We start from the raw sequence: 9,433 nt of genomic DNA, 5'->3' as shown, positions 1-9,433 counted from the left end.
ACTTCTACATGTATCGCACGCCGGTGAATGCCGGACCGAGCCAGGGCGATTGGCTGCCGGAAGTGCGGGTGGATCTCACCAAGTTCCAGATGCTGCGGGCCCGGCTCGAGAACGCGTTCCTCACAGGTAGCGCCGATTCGGTCCAGTGCAGCGGCACCGATCTCGAACTCGTGAAGCGTTCCGGAAAGCCGCGCGGCCTCGCGGTGCGTCGCTACGCGGTTTGCGAAGACGGCTACATCGTGTACAGCGCCGATCCGGCCGTCACGCCACCCAATCTTGCCGGCGTGCAGGAACTTGCCGTGGGGATCGTGCGCGTGGACAGCATCCCGCGTGGTGGCAGCAGCATCATGGCGGGTGACTCACTCGAGCTCTGGGTGAACGATGTCCGCCTCAGCGACGTGGTGAACGACATCGGTATGGCCGGCGAAGTGGGCGTCACCATGAACGCCGGCGATGTCGCCGACTTCCGCGTCAATCTCAGTCGGCGTGACCCCAACTTCCGCCAGCTCAACGAAACGCCGTCGTTCCTCACGTCGAGCGGCGTGAACGTGGGCACCACGTTGCATCTGGGACGCATGCTGCCGGCCCGGTTGGGGTTGGCGATGCCGCTCACCATCGACTACGCGTCGAACGGGGTGGAGCAGCTGTTCATCAACCGCACCGACGTGCGCGCGAGCGGCCTCGACAACCTGCGCAATCCGAAGGACCGGCGCGTCAACTATGCCCTCTCCGTGCGTCGACAGGCGCCGCTCGAGAAGGGGTGGTACGCTCCTCTGGTGAACGGGCTCGCGCTGAACGGCACGTGGAGCACGGCCACGTCGCAGAGCACCTTCCAGTCGCTCGATGCCAGCAGCTACACCGTGGGCGGTGGGCTCACGCTGGGCAGCGACGTGCGCGAAAGCCGGATTCCACGCGTGATCGATCGCATCGTGGCGCTGCTGCCGCGCCGCCTGCGCGAATCGGAAGGGGTGAAGGCGTTCCGCGAGCAGCGGCTGCGCTGGGCGCCGACCGCGTTCCGTCTCAACAGTGCGCTGGCGCGCAACGCCAACGAAGTGACGTCCTTCACCAAGGCCGCGGCCTCGCTCTCCGATACCGGGCGGGTGACCAACGGGCTCACACACTTTTGGCAGAACACGGCGGCCCTCGAGTTCCGCCCCACCACGGCGCTCGCGGCAAGTGTGAACGCGCGGCAGTTGCTTGACCTGCGCGACTATCGTGGCGAGAACATCTTCGCCGACAGCATCGATCGTGGGCAAACGGCGTGGGCGGAGCGGTCGTCGCTGCTCGGGGCCAACATGGGGCTCGAGCGCGAGCGTGCACTCACCAGCACCTTCAACTTCACGCCCGCCACCTCGAGCTGGGTACGCCCCCGCTTCGATTTCACCAGCAGCTACTCCCTGTACAAGGATCCCAACGGGCGCACGCTGCTGCGGGCGCAGGATACGGTGGGCGCATACGTGTTGCCCAAGCGACTCGGCGCCGCCCAGTCGCTCAACCTGGGCACGACCCTCGACGTGGCGCGCTTTCTGTCGGGGCGCACTCGTGACCGCACGGCGTTACGACGACTGGGGACACTGTTTGCCCCGCTCGATCTGCAGTGGCAGCAGAGCCTCACCTCCAATTACGACAACACCGCATACATCCCCGGCTTCGGGTTCCAGTTCGGTTTGGGAGGGGTCGACGTGTTCCGCGGGCTCGACGCCCAACTCGCCACCACGGCCGGCCGCTTGCGCCGCGGTACCCTCGCCGGCGCCCTCAATCTGCCGTTCTCGTTGACCGTGCAATCGCGAATGGAGCAGGGGAACACCGAAACGTGGACCCGCCGCACTCTCGACGGCTTCCAGGCGGTCATCACGAGCGCGCAGGTGGTGCGCCCCGACATCACGGTCCGCTGGAGCTGGCGGCCCCAACGGCTCGCCAAGGTGATTGCACTGGTGAACGTGAACGGGCGGTATCTCCTCTCGGAGCAGGAGACGACCATCCCCAACGAAACCGGTGGCCTCGCCGATCGCAGCCGCACCATCGCCCGCAGCCAGCCACTGTCCACCAGCATCACCTGGTCGGCCCTCGGCAACCTCGCCACCAGTGCCAGCGTCGACCGCCAGCGCCGCGAAGACCTCCGCCCCGGGGCCGTGATCAACGGCGACACGAAGCGCCTGAGCTTCGATGTGTCGCGCACTTTCCCGCTGCCCAAGAGCTGGAACACGCGCACGGGGCGCATGCGCACGAGTGTGTCGTACCAGAGTGAAGAGACGTCGAGCCTCGTGACCGGCACATCGGTGCAGGCGCTGCTGGCCACGTCCCCCCTCTTCAACGCGCAGACCGCCGTGCTCACCAACAACGGCCGCCGGGCGTTCAACCTGAACGCCAACACCGATCTGTCGGATCTCGTGAGCTTCACCGTCACCGGCAGCCAGATCCTGAACTTCGACCGCAACTTCAATCGCCGCACGTCAAACCTGATCTTCTCGGCGGTCATGCAGATGCGCTTCTTTGCGGGGGAGTTCAGGTAGGCGTCGGGCTGGCTGCGCATGGTGGGATCGGGTGGGCTTCAAACCGCAGACGGCAGACGGCAGGAACTACAGCACGCAGTTGCGGAGGAATGCGGTAGGACAACACGGGAGCCAGCGCTTCGCGCGGCTCCCGATAGCCCAACCGCCAAGGAAATCGGGGGCGCCGCGAAGCGGTCGCCCCCGTTTTGTTCTTCCGAATTCCTCCGTCACTGCGTGCTGTCGTTGCTGCCGTCTGCCGTCTGCTTTTCCCCGCGGTGCGCAGAAATGCTCCAATGCCCAAGGAACTGGTAACGGTGTCCAACGCTCCCCGTGGTAAGGTTGGCCATGCCCACCCCCCACGAGCGCACCGCCCTCGCCTTCCTCGTCGCCCTCGCCCTGTTGGCGGCCGGGGTCCGCGCCGTGGGCGTTCGCCGGTTCGAGGCCGACGTCGCCCGGGCGAGCGGCGCCGGCGCCAGTGACACCGCGCCCGCGGCCCGCGCCCTCACGGCGCAGCTGGCTGCGGTCGATTCCGCGGCCAGGGCCCCCAAGCGGCGTCGGGCCCGGTCCCGCGTCGCCTCCTCTCCTCAGCCTCGGTCTGCGCCCCAACGTTCGGCACGGCAGGAGGTTACACCGCCGGCACCGGTGGATGTGAACCGCGCATCGGCCAACGAACTCGAACGATTGCCACGGGTCGGGCCCGCGCTCGCCAAACGGATCGTGGAGTGGCGCGAACGGCACGGCCCGTTTCAGGGGCTGGACGACCTCCGTCACGTCCGTGGCATCGGTCCTGCCACCGTCCGCTTGCTGGACTCGCTGGTGACGTTTTCCGGTGGGCACAGTCCATTAGACAGTGAGGTCTCCCCCTCGCTCACGTACCTCTCTGGATCCGTGTACTGACGGAAATCAGGTCATATGGCTGCTCCCGCTACCCCCCTGTCCGGTCGCGCCGCCGAACGTATCGGCGACATCATGTTGCGCGAAGGATTGCTGACAAAGGAATCACTCGCGAAGGCGCTCCAGGAGCAGGCCAATAATCCCGGCCAGCGACTGGGGCTTACCGTCGTGAAGATGGGGCTCGTTCCGGAGACCGAGGTGGTGCGCATGCTCGCGCGCCAGTACCGCATGCCTGCTGTCGACCTGTCGCGCTTCGAAGTCGACCCCCGGCTGCTCAAGCTCATCCCGGCCGATCTCGCCTCGAAGCACACGGTGCTGCCGCTCAAGCGCGAAGGTCGTCAGCTCACCGTTGCTCTTGCCGACCCCACCGCCATGACGGTGGTGGAGGATCTCAAGTTCATCACGCGCTACGACATCGTCCCCGTGCTGGCGGGCGAGTTCTCCATGCGCGCGGCCATCGAGAAGCACTACGAGGCCAACGAGATCCAGATGCAGGCGCTGCTGCAGGACATCGCGGCGGAAGATGATGATGTCGAGGTCCTCGATAACCCGGACGAGAACACCGACGCCAGTATCCTTGCTGCGCAGGTCGACGAAGCGCCGGTCGTCAAGCTCATCAATGCCATTCTCGTGGACGCCGTGAGCAAGGGCGCGTCGGACATTCACTTCGAATGCTTCGAGCACGAACTCCGGGTGCGCTACCGCATCGACGGTGCGCTGCTGGAAGTGATGAAGCCGCCCATGAAAATGCGCGCGGCACTCATTTCCCGTTTCAAGATCATGGCGTCGCTCAATATCGCCGAGCGGCGCGTCCCGCAGGACGGGCGCATCAAGCTCAAGGTCGGCAAGAAAGTCGTCGACTTCCGTGTGAGTACGCTGCCCACGCTGTTCGGCGAAAAGGTCGTGCTCCGAATCCTCGACAAGGGCAACCTTACCCTCGACCTCGAGAAGTTCGGTATTGAACCGCGCGCCGAGCGCGAGTTCATGGAGGCCATCTCCAACCCGTATGGCATGGTGCTGGTTACGGGGCCCACGGGCTCCGGCAAAACCACCACGCTCTATTCAGCACTGTCGAAGATCAACAATCTCGACACCAACATCATGACCGCCGAAGATCCCGTCGAGTACAACCTCTTCGGGATCAACCAGGTGCTCGTGCGCACCGAAATCGGCATGACGTTCGCGGCCGCCCTCAAGGCGTTCCTCCGTCAGGACCCGAACGTCATCATGCTCGGTGAGATCCGCGACCTCGAAACGGGCGGTATCGCCATCAAGGCCGCGCTTACCGGGCACATGGTGCTGTCCACGCTGCACACCAATTCGGCGCCGGAAACGATCGTCCGCCTGCTCGACATGGGGCTCGAACCGTTCAACGTGGCGTCGGCGCTCAACCTCATCCTCGCCCAGCGGTTGGTACGTCGTATCTGCAGCAGGTGCAAGGTGAAGTACGAGCCCGATGTGGCGGAACTGGCGGGCGCGAAGGTGAAGCCCGATACCACGCTGCGCGACCTGCGGTTCACCACGGAAGCGCTCGACAACGCCAAGCTGAAGGCCACCCCCGAGGCGTTGCCGTTCCTCGCCAACCTCTCCCTCGACACACGGATCGCCGACCTCCCCTTCTTCAAGGGACACGGCTGCGACGCGTGCGGGGGCACCGGCCTCAAGGGTCGTCAGGGTCTGTACGAGGTCATGTTCATGACGCCGAACCTCAAGAAGCTGGTCATGCAGAATGCCGACGTGCAGGTGATCCGCGATGCCGCCATCGAGGACGGCATGCTGACCCTGCGCATGGACGGCTGGCTCAAGGTGCTCAAGGGCGTCACGACGCTCGAACAGGTCATCCGTGAAACGTCGTCATGAGGAACTGTGACGGTAGCGTTTCCTGCTGCCCCCCAAGTCGTCCAGCATTCGGCATGCGCTTGCATCCCGGCTCCCCTTTCGTGATCTCATGACCGCTCCCGCCCAGTCCCCTGTCTCCCTCCGCACGCTGCTCGACGAAATGATCGAGCGGGACGCGTCCGACCTGCATGTGACGGCCGGCGATCGTCCCAAGCTGCGCGTGGATGGGGATATCGTGAACTCTTCGGTGGAGCATGTCCTCACGCCGCGGGACACGCTGCAGTTGGCGTACTCGGTGCTCACGGAGAACCAGAAGAAGCGGTTCGAAATGGAGGACGAGCTCGACTTCTCGTTCGGCATCGCGAACCTGTCCCGCTTCCGCGGCAACGTGTTCAAGCAGCGCGGCTGTGTGACCATGGTCATCCGGCGCATTCCCTTCCAGATCAAGACGTTCGCCGAGCTGCAGCTGCCCTCGGTGATCGCCGGGTTCGCCGAGCGTCCTCGCGGCCTCGTGCTCGTGACCGGCCCCACCGGTTCCGGTAAGAGCACGACGCTCGCGGCCTTGATCGACAAGATCAATGGTGAGCGCCGCGGCCACATCATCACGGTGGAAGACCCGATCGAGTTCATTCACCGGCATCGCAACTGCATCATCAATCAGCGCGAGGTCGGCGCCGACACGAAGAGCTTCGCGGCGGCCCTCAAGTACGCGCTCCGCGAAGACCCCGATGTCATCCTCATCGGCGAAATGCGCGACCTGGAGACCATCCAGGCCGCGCTCACCATCGCCGAAACGGGTCACCTCGTGTTCGCCACGCTGCACACCAACAGCGCCGCCGAGGCGATCAATCGTATCATCGACGTGTTCCCCAGCCACCAGCAGAGTCAGGTGCGCGCTCAGCTGGCGTTCGTGCTGGAGGGGATCGTCACGCAGGTGCTGCTCCCCAAGCTTTCGGGTCGTGGCCGCGCCATGGCCGCCGAAGTGCTCGTGGTGACGCCCGCCATTCGCGCGCTGATCCGCGACGACAAGGTGCACCAGATCTACTCGCTCATGCAGTCCGGCAAGAAGTTCGGTATGCAGACGCTCAACGATGCGCTCTATCAGCTCTACGTGAACCGGCTGGTCAGCGCCGATGAATGCGTGCGGTCGTCGAGCGATGCCAACGAATTCCTTCGCATGATCGGCAAGGGCCCCATGGATGACGGCTTCTCGGCCGCGCCGGCGGGCGCCAACGGCAGCCGCACCGGTGAACGGCCGCTGACCGGCGGGCTGCGACGATAGCCGCCCGGTCGTCTTGACGTTGTAGGGCCTGCTTTCCGCATCCTGCTCCCAGCTACCTGCTTCCTGAGTCGTTTATGCCTACGTTCACCTACACCGCGCGCACCACGAACGGCGACCTCAAGTCCGCCACCATCGAGGCGCCCAGCCGTGACGATGCCGTCGCCCAGTTGCGTCGGCAGCGGCTCTCCATCATCAAGGTGGACGAGAGCAAGGCGACGCCGCAGAAGACCAGCGGGTCGATCAAGATGCGCGACATCGTGATCTTCACGCGGCAGTTCTCCACGATGATCAACGCCGGCTTGCCGCTCGTGCAGGCGCTCGACATCCTGGCCCGCCAGTCGGAGAACAAGGCGCTCGCGTCGGTGGTGCGCCAGGTCGTCTTCGACGTGGAATCGGGCAACACGGTGGCCGATGCGATGCGCAAGCACCCCAAGGCGTTCTCCGACCTTTATGTGAACATGGTGGCGGCCGGTGAGGCGGGCGGTATCCTCGATACCATCCTCAATCGTCTCGCGATTTTCATGGAAAAGAACGACGCCCTCGTCCGCAAGGTGAAGGGCGCGATGATCTACCCCACGGTGATCATGTGCGTGGCGGCGTTGTGCGTGGTCATCCTGCTGTGGAAGGTGATCCCGGTATTCGCCAGCATGTTCGGCAGCGTAGGGATGGAGCTTCCGCTTCCCACGCAGATCGTCATTGGGTTGTCGCACTTCCTCAACAGCTACTGGTGGGCCCTGCTTGGCGGCGGCGCCGGCTCGGCTTTCCTGCTCAAACAGTACTATGCCACCGCGCCGGGGCAGCTGGTGATCGACCGGCTGCTGCTCAAGGTGCCGGTGCTCGGCGACGTGCTCCGTAAGTCGGCGGTGTCGCGCTTCACGCGTACGCTGGGCACCCTCATCAGCTCCGGCGTGAGCATCCTCGACGGACTCGAGATCACGGCGCGCACGTCGGGTAACCGCGTGGTGCAGGACGCCATCATGGACAGCCGGGCGAGCATCGCCGGTGGTGATACCATTGCCGGCCCGCTGCAGAAGAGCGAAGTGTTCCCGCCGATGGTGATCAGCATGATCGCCGTTGGCGAACAGACCGGCGGTCTCGACGAAATGCTCACCAAGATCGCCGACTTCTACGACGACGAAGTGGACGCCGCCGTGAGCGCGCTGCTCAGCCTCCTCGAGCCGGTGATGATCGTGTTCCTCGGCGTGGTGGTGGGCGGCATGATCGTCGCGATGTACCTGCCGATCTTCGACATGGTGAACTCGGTGAAGTAAGGTGGGCGGGTGAAAACGAGCGGGGCCGGTCGAACGACCGGCCCCGCTCGTGCTTACGGCTACTCGCCGCCGAGTTGCGACTCGATCACGGCTGCCAGTCGGTAGGCGGCGAGCGCGAGGCGGTGCCGCGCGATGCGTGTGCCGTGGGCCACATACGTGTCGCTGAGCACGGGCGGGGCACCGCTGAGCCGCGCGGGCAGATCGTAAGCGACGTATCGCGCCAGCGTGGCGCTTTCGTCGGCCCAACCGCGCACCGTGGCCGCGAGCGCCGCACCACGGGGCGTGCTCAGGGCATCGTCGGGCTGGCCGGCCGCAACCGGAAGATCACGCGCAAGACCGGTCGCGACCTCGTCGATGGGGAGCGCACGCGATGCACGGCCCACCCAGCCGTCCCACACCGCGTGCAAGTTGATGGAATCGCGTTCGAAGCCGGGCAGCTGAACCCACACGCGGTTTCCTCCCGCATCGCCCGCTGGCTGCGTCGCGGCGGAACGCGAGGTGCCATGCAGCGGCTGGTGCAGGTCCCCTACCACGTGAATGATCCACGTGAGGTTGTACGCCTGCACGCTGGCCGGCACCGCGCTGTCTCGTAACGACTCGGCCAACATCGGGAACGCCGTCGTCACGTTGGGCTCCGTCAGCACCTGCGTGGGCGTGCCGTCGGTGGAAAACGAACGGGTGAGATAGTGCCACCCTTCGCGCCGAGCCATGGTGGGATAGCCGGGGAGCAATGGCGTGACCGGCGACGTCGCGTCGCCCTCGCGGTAGAACCGCGCGTCGCCGCGGATCTGGTCAGGCCACACCGATGCCCGCAAGAACACCTCACGGATTCCCGCCGGCGTCGCCACATCGAGATTCGCCCCCAGCGCGGCGATGTCCGGGTGCGCACGCATGATGGCGTCCACGCGCGCCCGGGTAGCGGGGCGCAAGCGGTCGTAGGCCACGGCGGCCATCGCCCGGTGACCGGTAGCGTCCCATCGCCGGCCCATAGGCGTGGGGAGGGCATGTGCGGCGGGCGCGGCGACCGGCGCCGCGAGCGTCGCGACGAGCAGGAGCAGAGGGAGGCGTGTCATGCGTCGAAGTTACCCGACATTTGCATGGGCGCGCAGCAACCGTGCACTGTTCCGGCCGTACACCATGCCTCTCCGACAAACCGCACCGTTCTCCCGGAATTCCTCGAACATGAACACGCGTCTCTTCGCTGCCGCCGGAGCGCTCGCGATGCTGTGCGCCTCGGCCGCTGCCGCGCAGTCATGGCCCATTCACACCCGTGGTGTCGGCACCGCGTCGGCCGGGCTGTCCCGCGGAGCCGCCGAGCGACGCCTGGGGACGAGCCTCCGCACCATCGAGAATGCGCCGGTGCAGACGGCCTGCGATTACCTGTACCCTGTGCGCGGTTTCGAGGGGCTCTCGCTCATGGTGCAGAACGGACGCGTCACCCGCGCACAGATCCGAAGCGCCGCGTTCGCCACCAGGTCCGGTGCCCGCGTGGGCGATCGCACCGCGCGCCTGCGGCAGCTGTATGGAAACCGGCTCGATATCGTCCCGCACAAGTACGACCCGACGGGCTTCTACTACTTCGTGTGGGAGCAGCGACGACGGTACGGGGTGAAGTTCGAGATTGCCGCCGATACGGTCTCTGCGATCTACGCCGG

The 9,433-nt window shown here is 65.7% G+C and carries 7 protein-coding genes; 6 read left to right on the top strand and 1 reads right to left on the bottom strand.

Annotated elements, in window-relative coordinates:
- From sprA to ACIQ6O_RS08695, 5 genes are all read left to right on the top strand, one after another.
- Positions 1 to 2,513 (top strand): cell surface protein SprA (sprA, locus tag ACIQ6O_RS08715; protein WP_396207389.1); only part of this gene is annotated, 2,513 nt, incomplete at its 5' end.
- A 324-nt stretch (positions 2,514 to 2,837) separates the two neighbouring features.
- The gene (locus ACIQ6O_RS08710; RefSeq protein ID WP_396207388.1) at positions 2,838 to 3,389 is read left to right on the top strand and encodes a ComEA family DNA-binding protein; all 552 of its coding nucleotides are present in this window, start codon (positions 2,838 to 2,840) and stop codon (positions 3,387 to 3,389) included.
- A gap of 15 nt (positions 3,390 to 3,404) precedes the next feature.
- On the top strand, positions 3,405 to 5,246 hold the full coding sequence (locus ACIQ6O_RS08705; RefSeq protein WP_396207387.1) for a GspE/PulE family protein: 1,842 nt from the start codon (positions 3,405 to 3,407) through the stop codon (positions 5,244 to 5,246).
- A gap of 88 nt (positions 5,247 to 5,334) precedes the next feature.
- A complete protein-coding gene (locus ACIQ6O_RS08700) occupies positions 5,335 to 6,507 on the top strand; it encodes a type IV pilus twitching motility protein PilT (protein ID WP_396207386.1) in 1,173 nt (390 codons plus the stop codon).
- A 74-nt stretch (positions 6,508 to 6,581) separates the two neighbouring features.
- On the top strand, positions 6,582 to 7,778 hold the full coding sequence (locus tag ACIQ6O_RS08695; RefSeq protein ID WP_396207385.1) for a type II secretion system F family protein: 1,197 nt from the start codon (positions 6,582 to 6,584) through the stop codon (positions 7,776 to 7,778).
- Between the two features lie 59 nt (positions 7,779 to 7,837).
- Here ACIQ6O_RS08695 and ACIQ6O_RS08690 read toward each other — a convergent pair whose 3' ends face one another.
- On the bottom strand, positions 7,838 to 8,851 hold the full coding sequence (locus ACIQ6O_RS08690; protein ID WP_396207384.1) for a S1/P1 nuclease: 1,014 nt from the start codon (positions 8,849 to 8,851) through the stop codon (positions 7,838 to 7,840).
- A gap of 109 nt (positions 8,852 to 8,960) precedes the next feature.
- Here ACIQ6O_RS08690 and ACIQ6O_RS08685 point away from each other — a divergent pair.
- The coding region (locus ACIQ6O_RS08685) for a hypothetical protein (RefSeq protein WP_396207383.1) at positions 8,961 to 9,433 on the top strand (473 nt) is incomplete at its 3' end.

This window comes from Gemmatimonas sp., from assembly GCF_044345575.1.
Lineage (GTDB): Bacteria > Gemmatimonadota > Gemmatimonadetes > Gemmatimonadales > Gemmatimonadaceae > Gemmatimonas.
Note: the sequence above shows the minus strand (reverse complement) of the source record. Positions and strands in the feature narration are given on the sequence as shown.